The organism is Mycobacterium kansasii ATCC 12478 (genome assembly GCF_000157895.3).
Taxonomy (GTDB): domain Bacteria; phylum Actinomycetota; class Actinomycetes; order Mycobacteriales; family Mycobacteriaceae; genus Mycobacterium; species Mycobacterium kansasii.
Genome location: NC_022663.1, coordinates 635,845 through 650,078, shown reverse-complemented (window position 1 = coordinate 650,078; position 14,234 = coordinate 635,845). Strand labels below are relative to the sequence as shown.

The 14,234-nt window shown below is 67.1% G+C and carries 13 protein-coding genes and 1 pseudogene; 9 read left to right on the top strand and 5 right to left on the bottom strand.

Annotated elements, in window-relative coordinates; genetic code table 11:
• The first annotated feature begins 2 nt into the window (after positions 1-2).
• From MKAN_RS02710 to MKAN_RS02700, 3 genes and pseudogenes are all read left to right on the top strand, one after another.
• Positions 3-869 carry a hypothetical protein gene (locus MKAN_RS02710; protein ID WP_023364862.1) on the top strand — a complete coding sequence of 289 codons (867 nt, stop codon included), beginning with the start codon at positions 3-5 and terminating at the stop codon, positions 867-869.
• Positions 870-890: 21 nt separating this feature from the next.
• Positions 891-1,379 (top strand): annotated as a pseudogene (locus MKAN_RS02705) (polyadenylate-specific 3'-exoribonuclease AS); the annotation flags it as partial.
• A gap of 151 nt (positions 1,380-1,530) precedes the next feature.
• On the top strand, positions 1,531-2,919 hold the full coding sequence (locus tag MKAN_RS02700) for a class II 3-deoxy-7-phosphoheptulonate synthase (RefSeq protein WP_023364858.1): 1,389 nt from the start codon (positions 1,531-1,533) through the stop codon (positions 2,917-2,919).
• Positions 2,920-3,012: 93 nt separating this feature from the next.
• Here the strand turns inward: MKAN_RS02700 and MKAN_RS02695 are convergent, their stop codons facing one another.
• Positions 3,013-4,188, bottom strand: a complete 1,176-nt coding sequence (locus MKAN_RS02695) for a protein kinase domain-containing protein (protein ID WP_099184935.1) — start codon at positions 4,186-4,188, stop codon at positions 3,013-3,015.
• Positions 4,189-4,505: 317 nt separating this feature from the next.
• Between MKAN_RS02695 and MKAN_RS02690 the strand changes: the two genes are divergently transcribed.
• Complete coding sequence (locus MKAN_RS02690) at positions 4,506-4,910, top strand: Rv2175c family DNA-binding protein (protein WP_023364854.1); 405 nt, start codon at positions 4,506-4,508, stop codon at positions 4,908-4,910.
• A gap of 17 nt (positions 4,911-4,927) precedes the next feature.
• Here MKAN_RS02690 and MKAN_RS02685 read toward each other — a convergent pair whose 3' ends face one another.
• Together MKAN_RS02685 and idsA2 are read right to left on the bottom strand one after the other, a co-directional pair.
• Positions 4,928-6,469, bottom strand: a complete 1,542-nt coding sequence (locus tag MKAN_RS02685; RefSeq protein WP_023364852.1) for an alpha-(1->6)-mannopyranosyltransferase A — start codon at positions 6,467-6,469, stop codon at positions 4,928-4,930.
• 4 nt (positions 6,470-6,473) lie between these two features.
• The gene (gene idsA2 / locus MKAN_RS02680; RefSeq protein ID WP_023364850.1) at positions 6,474-7,532 is read right to left on the bottom strand and encodes a bifunctional (2E,6E)-farnesyl/geranyl diphosphate synthase; all 1,059 of its coding nucleotides are present in this window, start codon (positions 7,530-7,532) and stop codon (positions 6,474-6,476) included.
• A gap of 281 nt (positions 7,533-7,813) precedes the next feature.
• Between idsA2 and MKAN_RS02675 the strand changes: the two genes are divergently transcribed.
• Positions 7,814-8,710, top strand: coding sequence for a mycobacterial-type methylenetetrahydrofolate reductase (locus MKAN_RS02675; RefSeq protein WP_023364848.1), 897 nt, complete (start codon positions 7,814-7,816; stop codon positions 8,708-8,710).
• A 37-nt stretch (positions 8,711-8,747) separates the two neighbouring features.
• Here the strand turns inward: MKAN_RS02675 and lppM are convergent, their stop codons facing one another.
• Positions 8,748-9,434, bottom strand: coding sequence for a lipoprotein LppM (gene lppM, locus MKAN_RS02670; protein ID WP_023364846.1), 687 nt, complete (start codon positions 9,432-9,434; stop codon positions 8,748-8,750).
• A 97-nt stretch (positions 9,435-9,531) separates the two neighbouring features.
• Positions 9,532-10,170 (bottom strand): GNAT family N-acetyltransferase, encoded by a 639-nt coding sequence (locus MKAN_RS02665; RefSeq protein ID WP_023364844.1) that lies wholly within the window; start codon positions 10,168-10,170, stop codon positions 9,532-9,534.
• 307 nt (positions 10,171-10,477) lie between these two features.
• On the opposite strand from MKAN_RS02665, the gene MKAN_RS02660 reads away from it, so the two are divergent.
• The 4 genes from MKAN_RS02660 to ftsL all read left to right on the top strand — a co-directional run bounded on the left by MKAN_RS02660 (position 10,478) and on the right by ftsL (position 14,147).
• The gene (locus MKAN_RS02660; RefSeq protein ID WP_023364842.1) at positions 10,478-10,882 is read left to right on the top strand and encodes a DUF3040 domain-containing protein; all 405 of its coding nucleotides are present in this window, start codon (positions 10,478-10,480) and stop codon (positions 10,880-10,882) included.
• Positions 10,883-11,261: 379 nt separating this feature from the next.
• Positions 11,262-11,693 (top strand): division/cell wall cluster transcriptional repressor MraZ, encoded by a 432-nt coding sequence (mraZ, locus tag MKAN_RS02655; RefSeq protein ID WP_023364840.1) that lies wholly within the window; start codon positions 11,262-11,264, stop codon positions 11,691-11,693.
• A gap of 1 nt (position 11,694) precedes the next feature.
• Positions 11,695-12,873 (top strand): 16S rRNA (cytosine(1402)-N(4))-methyltransferase RsmH, encoded by a 1,179-nt coding sequence (gene rsmH / locus MKAN_RS02650; protein WP_099184140.1) that lies wholly within the window; start codon positions 11,695-11,697, stop codon positions 12,871-12,873.
• Positions 12,870-14,147, top strand: coding sequence for a cell division protein FtsL (gene ftsL / locus MKAN_RS02645; RefSeq protein ID WP_023364836.1), 1,278 nt, complete (start codon positions 12,870-12,872; stop codon positions 14,145-14,147). Before rsmH ends, ftsL begins: the two co-directional genes overlap by 4 nt.
• The last annotated feature ends 87 nt before the right edge of the window (positions 14,148-14,234 follow it).

Here is a 14,234-nt window from a genome sequence, read left to right as displayed (position 1 = left end):
GAGTGCTCCAATGGCTGCAGCATGACATCATCGACCGTGGCCGACTGCCCCTGCTGTGCTGCCTGGTGGCGTTCATCCTGACCTTCTTTGTGACGCGCACCTTCGCCCGCATCATCCGTCGCCGCCCCGGCGATGCGCCACCGCCCAGCTGGTGGCAGCCCCGCGATATCTACATCGGGTCCGTACACGTCCACCATGTGGCCGTCGGTGTGCTGGTGGTGATGGTCTCCGGGCTGGCGCTGGTGACGCTGTCCGTCGACGGACGCGCACCCGAATTCGCGGCGTCGGCGACATTTTTCGGAATCGGCGCGGCACTGGTGCTCGACGAGTACGCGTTGATCCTGCATCTGTCCGACGTCTACTGGGAGGAAGACGGACGCACCTCGGTGGACGCGGTCTTCGCCGCCGTAGCCGTGGCCGGGCTGTTGACCCTGGGATTCCATCCGCTGATGTTTGTCCTGGCGATGTGGTCGGATACCCATTCCGTGATGCTGCATGCCGCGCTGGTCGGCGGCGTGGTGCTGACGCTGCCGTTGGCGGTGGTGGTCCTGTTCAAGGGCAAGGTGTGGACGGGGCTGCTCGGCATGTTCATCGTGGTGCTGCTGATCGTCGGCGCAATCCGGTTGTCGCGTCCGCATGCCCCGTGGGCACGGTGGCGATACAGCGCCCGGCCGGACAAGATGCGCCGTGCCCTGCAGCGTGAACGTACCCTGCGCCGCCCCGTGGTACGGGCCAAGCTGTGGCTGCAATGTGCGATCGCCGGAACCCCGCGACGGCCCGACGAGCACGCCGTGGACGCACGGTTGGACCTCGACATCCATCCGGCGCCGCCGCCGAAGGCTGCCGAACGCCTGCTGACCGCGCGATAGCCTGCCCGGATAAACTGCGATGTGCGGTACTTCTATGACACCGAATTCATCGAAGACGGCCGCACCATCGATTTGATCTCCATCGGGATAGTCGCCGAGGACGGCCGCGAGTACTACGCCGTCTCCACGGAGTTCGACCCACAGCGTGCCGGCAGCTGGGTTCGTTCCCATGTCCTGCCGAAGCTGCCGTCGCCGGGTTCGCAGGTGTGGCGCTCGCGCCGACAGATCCGCCGCGACCTGGAGGAGTTCCTCGGTGTCGACGGCGACGACCCGATCGAGCTGTGGGCCTGGGTGGGCGCCTACGACCACGTCGCCCTGTGTCAGTTGTGGGGTCCGATGCCGGAGCTGCCAACGGCGATACCTCGCTTCACTCGGGAACTGCGGCAACTATGGGAGGACTGCGGATGCCCGCGCCTGCCGGCGCGGTCGCGTGATGCTCACGACGCGCTGGTCGACGCGCGCGACCAGTTGCGACGATTCCGGATCATCACCTCGGCGGGCAATGCCGGCCCGCGTCCGGCACACGGTGGGGGCACGCCGAGCCGCTCCCGGGTACGGGCGGCCAGCGGGCCAGACCGGCGACCAAACCCGGCGGGCGGACGGGATTGACGGCGACGTTCGCCCTGATCAGCGCAAGCCTCAACCCGGTTACCATGTACCGATGAACTGGACCGTCGACATTCCGATCGACCAGCTGCCACCGTTGCCGCCGCTGCCCGCCGACTTGCGCACCCGGCTGGACGCCGCGCTGGCCAAGCCCGCCGCCCAGCAGCCCAGTTGGCCCGCGGACCAGGCGTTGGCGATGCGCACGGTGCTCGAAAGCGTTCCGCCGGTGACGGTGCCATCCGAGATCGTCCGCCTGCAGGAACATCTGGCACAGGTCGCCAAGGGTGAGGCATTCCTCTTACAAGGCGGTGACTGCGCGGAGACGTTTGTCGACAACACCGAACCCCACATCCGCGGCAACATCCGCGCGCTGCTGCAGATGGCCGTGGTGCTGACTTACGGCGCCAGCATGCCGGTGGTGAAGGTGGCCCGCATCGCCGGTCAGTACGCCAAACCGCGGTCGGCCGATATCGATGCGCTGGGTTTGAAGTCTTATCGCGGAGACATGATCAACGGCTTCGCCCCGGACGCGGCGGTGCGCGAGCACGACGCGTCGCGGCTGGTGCGGGCCTACGCCAATGCCAGTGCGGCGATGAACCTGGTGCGAGCGTTGACGTCGTCGGGCCTGGCGTCGCTGCACCTGGTCCACGACTGGAACCGGGAATTCGTCAGGACCTCGCCGGCCGGCGCGCGTTATGAGGCGCTGGCCACCGAGATCGATCGGGGCCTGCGGTTCATGAGCGCCTGCGGGGTGGCCGACCGCAATCTGCAGACCGCCGAGATCTATGCCAGCCATGAGGCATTGGTGCTCGACTACGAGCGGGCCATGCTGCGGCTGTCCGAAGGGGAGAATGGCGAACCGCAACTGTATGACCTGTCGGCGCACACCGTGTGGATCGGCGAGCGGACCAGGCAACTCGACGGCGCGCATATCGCGTTCGCCGAGGTGATCGCCAACCCGATCGGGGTCAAGATCGGCCCGACGATGACACCCGAGCTGGCAGTTGAGTACGTCGAGCGGCTCGACCCGCACAACAAGCCGGGCCGGCTGACGCTGGTCAGCAGGCTGGGCAACAACAAGGTCCGTGACCTGCTGCCGCGGATCATCGAGAAGGTGCAGGCCACCGGTCACCAGGTGATCTGGCAGTGTGACCCGATGCACGGCAACACCCATGAGTCCTCCACGGGGTACAAGACCCGGCACTTCGATCGCATCGTCGATGAAGTACAGGGCTTTTTCGAGGTGCATCGCGCCCTGGGCACCCACCCCGGCGGCATCCATGTCGAGATCACCGGTGAAGATGTCACCGAGTGTCTCGGTGGCGCACAAGACATTTCGGACAGCGATCTGGCCGGTCGGTACGAGACCGCGTGTGATCCGCGGCTCAATACCCAGCAATCGCTGGAACTGGCCTTCCTGGTGGCCGAGATGCTGCGCGACTAGGTTGCTGAGCAGACGCGAAATCCGGTAAAACATAGGGGTTTTCGAGGATTTTGCGTCTGCTCGCAAACGGGAGGTGGCCCAGCTCGCGGTGTGTTACAGCAGTCCGCTCAGATTGCTGCCGATCGTCCAGGCCGCGGTCGCGACCAGCCCGGTGATCGCGAGCACCACCGCCACCCAGATCAGCACCATTCGGCGGGCATGCTGTCGCGCCCAGACGAATTCGTCCATCGAGATGCCGGCGAATTGCCCTGACACCGGCTGCTGTTCGTATCCTTCCGGTTCGGCATCCGGGCGGGCCTCCGATACCGGCGCGGCCCAGCTCCCCGGTTCTCGGGTCAGTTCGCGAGTCGGGTGACGAACCGGTGGCCGCGGCTGCTGAGCGATCCGGCTGCGATAAAGCACGGCCGACCGGTGCTGGGCCGAGTTGCGCGGCGCAGGCACCCGAAAGTCCGGGAGTGCCAACTCCTCGGTGATCGACTCGAGAGCGGCGCCCATCTCGACGGCGTCGGCGTATCTTTCGGCAGGGTCACGGGCGGTCGCGCAGGCCACAAATTCGTCGAATTGACTTGGCACACCATCGATTACAGAGCTAGGTGGCGGCACGTCGCGGTCCAGCCGTTGATAGGCGATCGACAATGCCGAGTCGCCGCTGAACGGCGTCTGTCCGGTGAGCAACTCGTAGGTGAGAATTCCGGCGGAGTAGACATCGCTGCGGGGCCCGGCCCGTCCGTCGCGCACCTGCTCGGGAGACAAATACGCTGCGGTGCCCAAAATGACGCTTGCCGAAGTGATTCCAGCGACCGCGACGGCCCGGACCAATCCGAAATCGGCGATCTTGACCTCGCCGTCATCGGAGATCAACACGTTTTCGGGCTTGACGTCGCGGTGCACCAGGCCGGCCCGATGCGCGGCTGCCAGCCCGCCCAACACCGGGCGCAACACGGCCACCACGGCATGCGGGGGCATCGGTCCTCGTTCGGCCAGCAGTTCGCGCAGCGTGCCGCCTTCGACGAGTTCCATCACCAGAAACGGGTGCCGGGCATCCAGTCCCTGGTCATAGACAGCAACCAGTCCGGAGTTCTTCAACCGGGCGACCGTGCGGGCCTCGAGTTGGAAGCGGGTGAGAAACTGTTCGTCGCCCGCATAGCGGGAGTCCATCACCTTCAGGGCGACGGGGCGGTCCAGCCGGACGTCAAGACCGCGGTAGACCGTCGAGGTCCCGCCGCTGGCGATCTTGGCCTGGACCAGGTATCGGCCGTCCAGCAGCATGCTGTCCAACGGATCCGAGGTGCCGGCTTCGGCTCGGTGACGATGCGGGCCGGCACGGCCCGAGCCGGGCACTTCAGCTTCGGCTCGGTGACGATGCGGGCCGGCACGGCCCGAGCCGGGCACTTCAGCTTCGGCTCGGTGACGATGCGGGCCGGCACGGCCCGAGAAGGAGCCGGGCACTTCAGCTTCAGCTCGGTGACGATGCGGGCCGGCACGGCCCGAGAAGGAGCCGGGCACTTCAGCTTCAGCCACGGGGCCATCGTAGGTGCCGGCGCGAATCGGATGAGACAACGTGCACCAAGCTCTACACTTGCGCCGTGGGCAGCATTCCGGCCGGCGATGATGTTCTGGATCCCAGCGAGCCAACCTACGACCTGTCCCGGGTCGCCGAGCTTCTTGGTGTGCCGATCAGCAAGGTGCACCAGCAGCTGCGCGAAGGTCACCTGGTCGCCGTTCGGCGAGCCGGCGGCGTGGTGGTGCCGCAAGTGTTCTTCACCAATTCCGGCCAGGTGGTCAAGAGCCTGCCGGGTCTGTTGACGATCTTGCACGACGGCGGCTATCGCGATACCGAGATCGTGCGCTGGCTGTTCACCCCCGACCCGTCGTTGACCATTACCCGCGACGGCTCACGCGATGTCGTGAGCAATGCTCGCCCGGTCGATGCGCTCCACGCCCACCAGGCGCGCGAAGTCGTGCGTCGCGCCCAGGCTATGGCGTATTGAGCGGCTTATCGAGGTCCTTATTGAGCGGGTTCCGTTGCGTCCCTAGGGGCAGCCGGCTCCGGCACCCGGTACAGCGAATACCAGGCCAGCAGTGCGAATGCGGTCGCCAGCCCGACGTGCAGCCAGGAATACATGCCGTGTGATCCGTCGGGTTTGAAGATCACCATGACCCAGGTCGAGAACCCGGCGATAGCCGCGATTGCCGGCCGTGACTGGGCCAGTGGGGCCACTATCGCCAGCGGCCATGAGTAGTACCACGGCAGGGCGGCGGGGACGAACAATACCACGATCAGCATCGACCAGGCGATGCCGGCCAGCACCGCCCGGTCGTCGCGCCGGAACCTCCACCACAGCAGCGGCAGCGACATCGCGATGATCAGGATTCCGATGAATCTGGTGATCCGCAGCAAGGTGTAGAAGTCGAAGGTGAAGAAGTTCCTGCCCAGAGCGTGGATGAGGTTCGCCGCTCCCGTCGGCACGGTCAACCAGTTGATGATCTTCACCGAGCCCGCCAGCGCCGTGAGCCACCCCAGTCCGACGCCGGCCACCGCGGACAGCACCGCGAACACCGCCACGAATATCAGCAGCGACGCCGCGGCGGCGACCAGGAACGCCCGGGGCGGCCGGTACCCGCGGTCATCGCGCAGATGACGCATCCATACCCAGAACAGGAACGGCAGCGCCAGCCCGGCCGTTGCTTTGACCGCGATCGCCACCGTGATCAGCGTGATGCCCGCGACATGGCGCCGCTGCATGGTGAGCGCGATACCGGCCGCCATCAGGCCCACCATCAGCATCTCGTTGTGCACTCCACCCATCAGATGGATGAGCACCAGCGGATTGAGCACGCAGGTCCACAGCGCAATCGAGCCGTTGGCGCCGAGGTGCTGGGCCAGGCGCGGGGCCGCCCAAATCAGCAGCGCCAGCCCGGGCAGCATGCACAAGCGCAACAGCATGGTCCCGGCGACCACGTTGTTGCCGACGATGATCGTGACGAGCTTGGCCACCAGAATGAACGCCGGACCGTAGGGGGCGGTAGTGATCGTCCAGATCGGGCTCACGTCGTCCAGCAACGCATTCGGGTTACCCACCGGCCCCACCGCATAGGGATCCAGGCCGTCGCGCAACAGCGCGCCCTGGGCCAGGTAGGAGTAGGTGTCCCGGCTGAAGACGGGCACCGACAGCAGCAGCGGCGCCAGCCAGAACGCGGTGGTGGCCCGCATGGTGAACTCGGTCGCTTCGCCGGTGAGCACCTGTCGGCCCAGCCACAGCCACGCGATCAGCATCAGGCCCACGCCCGACCACAACACGATCGACGACAGCACCAGTCCGTGGCCGAAGCGCAGCCACGACATGTGAATCGTCTCCAGCAGCGGGTCGTGCTGGCGCGTGCTGCCGGCTCCCAACCCTCCCGTGGTGATCAGCACCGCCCCCAGAAAACCCAACCAGGCAGGCTTGGCCTGCGGGGTGGCGGCAAATCTGCGAACCTGTGAAAGACGTTGTCCCACTGACAGTGTCGCCGCAGAAGCGGCTTCCGGCGGAGGCGTCGCGGTGGTCATCGGATCAGGCCGACCGGTCCGTGGCCGTCCGGGCCAACTGCGACAGTCCGGCCTTGGCTCGTGCGTTGATGGGCGCCGACGCAAGTGTGGCCAGCGCTCGCTCGGTGAGTTCGGTGATCCGATTCTCGGCCGCTGCCAAACCGCCGACCCCCGCGATAACCTCGCGCAGCTCGCGCACCTGCGTGTCGGTCAGCTCGGTGCCGATCGAGCTACGCAATAGGCTGGCCGCCCGGGGGTCCGACTTTTCCGCGAGTTCGGCTGCCTCGGCTATCAGCACCGTGCGTTTCCCCGACCTCAGGTCGTCGCCGGACGGTTTGCCGGTCACCGCAGGATCTCCGAACACCCCGAGAACGTCGTCGCGCAGCTGAAACGCCACTCCGAGGTCCGTCCCGAACTGATGAAACGCGGCAGCGACGTCGGGTCTGTCGGCAGCTGCGGCCACCCCCAGTTGCAGCGGCCGCGACACGGTGTAGCAGGCGGTTTTGAAGGTGGCAACCGTCATCGCCGAGGCGATCGAGCTCGCGGCGCTGGCCTCGGCGACGATGTCGAGGTATTGCCCGCCCAGCACCTCGGTGCGGATGCCGGACCATACCCGCCGCACCCGGCGCGCAGCGTCGGGCGGCAGGCTGGTCTGGCCCACCTCGGAGACGATGTCGTCGGCCCAGGCCTGCGCCACGTCGCCGAGCAGTATCGCCGCCGAGATGCCGAACTGGTGCGCCGGGCCGAGCCAGTTACGCTCCCGGTGCAGCGCGGCGAAATGCACATGGGCCGTCGGCCGGCCGCGACGAGTCGAGGAGGCGTCGATCACGTCGTCGTGTATCAGGGCCCAGGCGTGCAGCAGTTCCAGGGCGGAAAACAACTGCAGAATCTCGGGGCCGGGCTCCTCGGTTGTCACGGCGTGCCAGCCCCAGTATGCGAAGACCGGGCGTAGCCGTTTGCCCCCGCGCAGCGCAAAGTCTTCCAGCCAGGCCGTCAAGGCGTCGTAGTCGCTCCCGATATAGGCCGCCTCGCGGCGACGGTCATGCAGATACCGTCGTAGCTGGTCGGTGATGGCGCCGCCCAAGTCGGTTGCCGATGCTTCGACGCTCAGCGCGGCGCCCCTTTCTGCTCGGCACGTCCCTGGCCCGACAGTGTATTCGGCCCCGGCGCCGTGGGCGGGGATTGCCTCCCTCGGGCGGCCAGATGCCTTCGGGCCGGACGCAGTTGCGTCGACTGACTCGCCGCGACGCCCCTATGCTGTCGTGATGGCCCGGTGATGAGGCCCGGGTCGGGTGTGCGCGGCGTGGCGCGATGTGAGCAGTAGTCGTCTGAGGAATCTGAGGAATCTGAGAAAGAGGGTGCCGTGTGACGCTCAATACCATCGCGCTCGAGCTGGTTCCACCGAACGTGGACGGGGGCCACGAACGGGCGCTGGAAGACGCGCACAAATTGCTGCGGTACTCGGCCGAATCGGGCCTCGACGGCCGAATCCGCCACGTGATGATCCCCGGGATGATCGCCGAGGACGACGATCGGCCGGTCCCGATGCAGCCCAAGCTCGACGTCCTGGACTTCTGGTCGATTATCAGACCGGAATTGCCGTCGATCAGCGGCCTGTGCACGCAGGTCACCGCCTTCATGGACGAGTCGACGCTGCATGGGAGGCTCGCCGAGCTGTGTGCCGCCGGGATGGAGGGTGTCGTGTTCGTCGGGGTGCCGCGCACGATGAACGACGGCGAAGGCTCCGGCGTCGCACCGACCGACGCATTGTCGATCTATCGGGAGCTGGTGGCCAACCGTGGTGTGATCGTGATTCCCACCCGAGACGGCGAGCAGGGTCGGCTTAATTTCAAATGCAATCAGGGCGCGACCTATGGCATGACGCAGTTGTTGTATTCCGACGCGATCGTGGGGTTTCTGACCGCGTTCGCCGAGGCCACCGACCACCGACCCGAGATCCTGCTGTCGTTCGGCTTCGTCCCCAAGGTCGAGGCTCGCGTCGGCTTGATCAACTGGTTGATCCAGGACCCCGGCAACGCGGCCGTGGCCGAGGAGCAGGAGTTCGTCCAGAAGCTGGCCGGCAGCGAACCCGCCCAGAAGCGACGGTTGATGGTCGACCTCTACCAACGCGTGCTAGACGGTGTCGTGGACCTCGGCTTCCCGCTGAGCATCCATTTCGAGGCAACCTACGGCCTTTCCGCGCCGGCTTTCGAGACCTTCGCCGAGATGCTGGACTACTGGGCGCCCGACAAGCAGGGCTAACCGGGACTAACCGAGCCCGGTGAGCGACCCGATCCGGTTACTTCGGCGGCTGGTCGCCCGCAGCCGTGAGCCGGGGGGAGCGGTCCCGGCTGATCCAGGCCAGCAGTGCCACCACACCCGCGGCCAGCAACGACCCGATGCCCAGCCAGATGCCGGCCGCGGTGAATGATCGGGTGTTGGGGTCGGTATAGCGGGCCTGAGCGTTCATGGTGCTCACCACGCCCGGTTTGAGCTTCCACTGCACCACTTCGGGCTCGATGCGGTCACCGTTGGTGGAGGTCACGGTTCCGGGAAAGGCGACGGTCAGCTCGACGTCGGCATCAGCGTCGGTGAGTGAGGTCAGATCGACCCGGCCCTCCAGAATCACCAGGTTGCCGTTTCGCCGCAGCGACAGGTTCACCCCGGCCGCGTCGGAGTTCATGTTGGCCAGCTGCGGCAACTCTGCGAATGTCAAATCGGAAAACACCGCCTGCGACCCCACGTAGCCGTCGCTGTCGTAGTTGGAGACAGCCACTTTCTGGCTGAACGCGAGGTTGTTGCTGTCGAGTTGAGGGCCGGCGTCTTTGTTGTTCTTCGGTTTTGCCGCGGCGATGATCTCGCCGGACACCAGGTCGTCGGGCGAGATGGTGATCGATGCGCGGACGCGCAGGCATCCGGTGGCCAGGGGCACCAGCATCAACAGCATCGCGATGGCCAGCATGCGGCGCCGTCGGGTCCCGGTCACGTGAGCTTTGCGGGCTGAGAGCGAGGGAGGGCTGGCGCGCACCAGGTCATCGTGCCAGACCCGGTGTGCCGCTTGGGCAAGCCGTCCGCAGTCGGGCCTACAGCGGTAGCGCGCGGCCCAGTACCGCGAACGCGCGGGGGTCGCCGGCGAAGTAGTAGCCGCGGATGATGTCGGTGAAGCCCAGCCGCCGGTACAACCGCCACGCCCGGTTGGCCTCGCCATTGGTCTCCGGAGTGGACAGTAGGACGTGGTCTTCCTGCCGACCCGCGAGTAGCCGGCGGACCAGGGCCTCGCCGAGGCCATGGCCTTGGGCGCGCGGCTGGATATGCAATTCCGTCAACTCAAAATAGCTACTCATCACCCGGGAGATCGCCTGCGGCGGAAAACCACTGCGCTGCAACCCGAGGACCACTTGCTGCTGCCACCACTGCCCGGGGGCGCCGGGGTAGCCGTAGGCGACGCCCACCATCGGTGCGTTGCTCAGATCGCCAGCCGCCGACGCCCGGCTTTCGGGATCGGCTCCCACGATTCCGGATTGATCGCCCGCGCCCGGGTCCGCTACGTCGACGGCGGCGACGGCCTTCCAGCCCGGCCGGCGGATGTGCTCCAGCCACATGGCGGCGCGCTGGTTCTCGGTGCCTCTGGGGTAGCGCATCGCGTCGACATAGACCGTCAGGGCCTCCCTGAGGCGGCGCTCCATCTCGCTCGGGGCCAGATCGATGAGGAATATCGCCAACTGCCCTCCTCACGGTGATCCGGTGCGATGCTTCAGCACCAGTATCGGACCACTGCCGTCGCGGTTGGCCGAGCGGTCGCCATGCGCACCGGTGAGAAGCGATATGGAGCGATACGGAGTTTGTGACCGGTTGCACCGCATGGGGTGTCGGGCGCATTCGTGCTCCGAGGTGCGGCCGGGATAGAATCGCCGGCGAATCAGTGGTACGGCTGGGATTGACCTCGTATCATCTGAGTTAGTTGCCCCCACAACGGGCATCCGCGTGCTACCGGTAGTTACGTGACAGTCTGTCGGCAAGGAGGGACGAATGCCACTCTCCGATCATGAGCAGCGGATGCTTGAGCAGATCGAGAGCGCGCTCTACGCCGAAGACCCTAAGTTCGCGTCGAGTGTCCGTGGTGGGGGCTTCCGCGCACCCACGGCACGGCGGCGCTTGCAGGGCGCGGCGTTGTTCGTCATCGGCCTGGCCATGCTGGTTTCCGGGGTGGCATTCAAGGCCACGATGATCGGAAGCTTCCCGATCCTCAGTGTCTTCGGTTTCGTGGTGATGTTCGGCGGCGTGGTGTATGCCATCACCGCGCCGCGGTTGCCGGGGCGGCTGGATCACTCTCGGCCGGCGTCCGGGGGGGCGCGCCAGCGTCGCAGTAAAGGCGCCGGAGGCTCATTCACCAGCCGGATGGAGGATCGGTTCCGGCGCCGCTTCGACGAGTAGGCGAACGAACGTAGACCTTACGGGGCAGCCACCGGCTGCCCCGTTTTTCGTGCGCACCCGATGTCCCGCGGCGGAGCCGCCGTTCGCGGGTCACCTCGAGGAATCCACACCGAAACCCAGTCGTGAGCTATTGGCCTGGTCGTGCCCCACTGCGCCCCACTTAGCGCCCCATTTCCGACCACTGGCCTCTGAAATGCGGTTTTAGCATGACCCGTGAGCTGGATGCCGGGGTGCGGGGTGATCTGAACGTGACCTGACGCCGTAGATCCTTGGGGAAATGCCGCGGCGACACCCCATCAATGGGGCGAAGTGGGGGATTGTGGGGTATGGTGGCTGAAGTGTTTGGGTGAGCGAGCAGCTCTAGGTGGGAGGTGGCCTAGTGTTTCTCGGCACCTACACGCCCAAACTCGACGACAAGGGGCGGCTGACGCTGCCGGCAAAGTTTCGCGACTCGTTGGCAGGGGGATTGATGGTCACCAAGAGCCAAGATCACAGCCTCGCCGTCTACCCGAGGGCGGAGTTCGAGCAGCTGGCGCGCCGGGCGAGCAAGGCGCCGCGAAGCAATCCCGAAGCACGGGCATTCCTGCGCAACCTTGCCGCCGGCACCGACGAGCAGCACCCCGACGGCCAGGGCCGGATCACGCTATCGGCCGACCATCGCCGCTACGCGGGGCTTTCCAAGGACTGCGTGGTGATCGGCGCGGTCGACTATCTCGAGATCTGGGACGCCCAGGCTTGGCACGACTACCAGCAACTCCATGAAGAGAACTTCTCCGCGGCCAGCGATGAAGCACTCGGCGACATCTTCTGAGGTGCGTGTCCGTGCACCGTGGTCTCTGCCCGAACCGACCCTGGCGTACTTCCCCGACGCCAGGTTCGCGACTTCGGACAGGGACCTCGGTGCAGGGACGCCACTGTGGCCAGACTGGTGGACAGGCCGGTATTGCCCCACCCGGGGAGGTGTCACGGTGGCTGATGGCCCAAGGGATTTCGGTCATGTGCCCGTCCTGGCGCGCCGCTGTGTCGAGCTGCTCGCTCCGGCGCTGACCCGGCGCCACCCGGACGGCTTCGGGGCGATTCTGGTCGATGCGACCCTCGGCGCGGGTGGGCACGCGGAACGGTTTCTGCGCGAATTGCCGGGTCTGCGGCTCATCGGGCTGGATCGCGACCCGAGCGCCCTCGACATTGCCCGGGATCGGTTGGCGCCCTTCGCCGAGCGGATCACACTGATACGCACCCGCTATGACGGCGTCGCGTCGGTACTGGCCGAGTTAGGTTATGGCGCAGTCGAATCGGTCGACGGGGTGCTGTTCGATCTGGGCGTCTCGTCCATGCAACTCGACCGTGCCGAGCGCGGCTTCGCCTATGCCAAGGATGCTCCGCTGGACATGCGGATGGACCCGGACATACCGCTGACCGCGGCCGACATCGTCAACAGCTACGACGAGGCCGCCCTGGCCGATATCCTGCGGCGCTACGGTGAGGAGCGGTTTGCCCGCCGCATCGCCGAGCGTATCGTCCGGCAGCGCGCCCACACGCCGTTCACGTCGACCTCCGAGCTGGTTGCCGTTGTCTACCAGGCGATTCCGGCTGCGGCCCGGCGGACCGGCGGGCATCCGGCCAAACGTACCTTCCAGGCGCTGCGCATCGCGGTCAACGACGAGCTGGACACGCTGCGCGGCGCCGTTCCCGCTGCGATGGCCGCACTCCGCGTTGGCGGACGCATCGTCGTGATGGCCTACCAGTCGCTGGAGGACCGGATCGTCAAGCGGGTGTTCGCCGATGCGGTTGCCTCCAAGACACCGATCGGGCTTCCGGTCGAGCTTCCCGGCCACGGACCGCGATTCCGGTCGCTGACTCACGGCGCCGAACGCGCGGATGCGGCCGAAATGGAACGCAATCCACGCAGCGCCGCGGTGCGGCTGCGGGCGTTGCAACGCATTGACCATGAGGCGGAACCGCGGCACGCGACCGGGAAGGGCGATTCATGACGACGAAGCGCGAAGCCCGGGTGCCGGGGAACCGCCGCGGAAGCGATCGTCGCGGCGGAGGCGATCGTTCCGCTGCCTCCAACCGGCACACGGCGGCCGACTCGGCGTCGCGTCGCTCCCGGGCCAGCAAGACCACGGCCCCACACCGCGAGGCGAGGATGCCGAAGTCGGGACCGCAGACCAGTCCGATGCCGCGGCCCGTCGACCGTCCGGCCCGGCCCAAGAACACCAGTCAGGCCAAAGCCCGGGCGAAGGCCCGAAAAGCTAAGGCGCCCAAGGTAGTACGGCCCAAATTGAGCGAGCGGTTGGCCGTCCGGCTGGCATCGGTCGACCTGCGCCCCCGCACCTTGCTGAGCAAGGTCCCGTTTGTGGTCTTGGTGATCGGGTCGCTCGGCGTCGGGCTGGCGCTCACTTTGTGGCTGTCGACCGATGCCGCCGAGCGTTCGTATCAGCTAAGTCACGCTCGGGAGCGGACGCGGATATTGCAGCAGCAAAAGGAGGCACTTGAGCGCGATGTTCGTGAGGCCGGGTCTGCGCCGGCACTGGCAGAGGCGGCCCGCAAGCAGGGCATGATTCCGACCAGGGACACCGCCCACTTGGTTCAGGCGCCCGACGGCAATTGGGTGGTGGTGGGAACCCCCAAGCCTGCTGACGGTGTTCCGCCGCCCCCGCTGAACACGAAACTGCCGGAGGAAGGTCCGCCGCCGCCTCCGACACCGCCGGTGGTTCCCCCGGAGGTTCCGGTTCGGGTCCTGCCGGGCCCTGGTGACCAGGCCCCGCCTGCCCGCTCCGGCCCGCAGGTGCTGCCCCGCACTCCCGACGGCGCATCGACGCTGGGCGCCGACAGCAACCACCTGCCGGGCCAGCTGCCGGGAGTGCCGGGACAGATTGCGGTACCGGGGCAGGCGCCGGGAATGCCGGGATCGGTTGCGGTACCGGGCCAGGCGCCGGGAGTGCCGGGACAGCTCCCGCCGCAGCTTCAGCTGCCGGCACCCGTCGGCTCGGCGCCCGCCGTGCCGCTGCAGCTGCCCGGTCAAGTGCCGGCCCCGGTGCCAGCCGAGGTACCGATACCACTGCAATCGGGCACCGCGCCGCCGGTGCTCGGCGCACCGCCGGCTCCTGCGGCCCCCGTGACTCCGGTAGCTCCGGCAGCGCCCGCGCCCCCGGTCAGCGTGCATGCACCGCAGCCGATTCCGCCACCGGCGCCGTCCAGCGGCGAACAGTTCGTCCCGGTGACTCCCACGGTGCCGGCAACGCCGGGGGGGCCGCGGTGAGCCGCGGCGGGCGCATTCCCCCCGCGCCATCGACGGGTGGTCCGCGCAAACGGCGGCAGTCTCAGGACCCGCGGCAGCCGAAGCGGT